Source organism: Dietzia sp. B19 (genome assembly GCF_014145155.1).
In the GTDB taxonomy this organism is placed as follows: domain Bacteria; phylum Actinomycetota; class Actinomycetes; order Mycobacteriales; family Mycobacteriaceae; genus Dietzia; species Dietzia natronolimnaea.
On sequence record NZ_JAALED010000032.1, the window covers coordinates 958 to 1,831 of the forward strand.

1 pseudogene is annotated in these 874 nt (G+C 64.5%); it reads right to left on the bottom strand.

Annotation, left to right across the window (positions count from 1 at the left end):
- Window positions 1–729 (bottom strand): annotated as a pseudogene (locus tag G6020_RS01485) (IS21 family transposase); the annotation flags it as partial.
- Window positions 730–874 lie beyond the last annotated feature (145 nt).

Consider the following 874-nt stretch of genomic DNA (forward strand, 5'->3'; position numbering starts at 1 on the left):
GGCAGCGGTCTGGTGATACTCGAGGAAGTCCCGGTACTCACGGTTGACCTCGCGGGCCCGGTCACCGCGGGCGATCTGGTTCGACGCCGTCGAGGCGTTGTCCGGGACGATCACCTGCGCCGCGCCGCCGAAGTACTCGAACGCCCGCAAGTGCGCGTCGAGCCAGTTCGGCATCTTCTCGTCCAGACAGCCGCAGGCGAAGACCATCCCCGAGTACGGAAGCGACGCCACGAACACCGACACTGTGGTCTTGGTGCCGGTGACGGGATCGAAGATGGCCATCTTCGTGCCCGCCCAGTCGACCTGCATCGTGTGCCCGGGCACGTGCGCGATCCGCATCGTCAGCTCGTTGACCTCGACGTACTCGCCGATGATCTGGCAGAACCGCTGGTAGCTGTAGTGCCGCTGCCCCGGCGTGCCGTCAGTGTCGAGGTAGTTGGCCCACAGCACCCGCAGCGGCAGCTTCTTCTTGCCCGTGCGCTTCTTCACGGCAGCCGCCACGTCGAAGGCGACGAACTCCTTCGACGGCGTCTTGCGCCCATCGGCGAACAAGACGTCGATCTCCTCGACGCTGAGCGCCTCGACCTGGCTCGTGGCGGTCAACCCGTGCTCGTGGCAGACCTTCTTCGCCTTCGCGACCGTGCGATGCGAGCAACCCGCGATCGCCTCGATGTCCCGGTAGGACCTGTCCTGCAGCAGTAGCGACATCACCAATCGGTAATCAGTCACCCGTGCCTCCTGTTCGGATCCACGCGCAGCCTGGTTGCCACGCGTAGAACCGACACGAGCACACGATGACCGGCACCGCTATCCGATGCTCATACTCGCGCTACCCGATCATCAGAACCCTGCTATCCGAAGCACGTCCCTAACA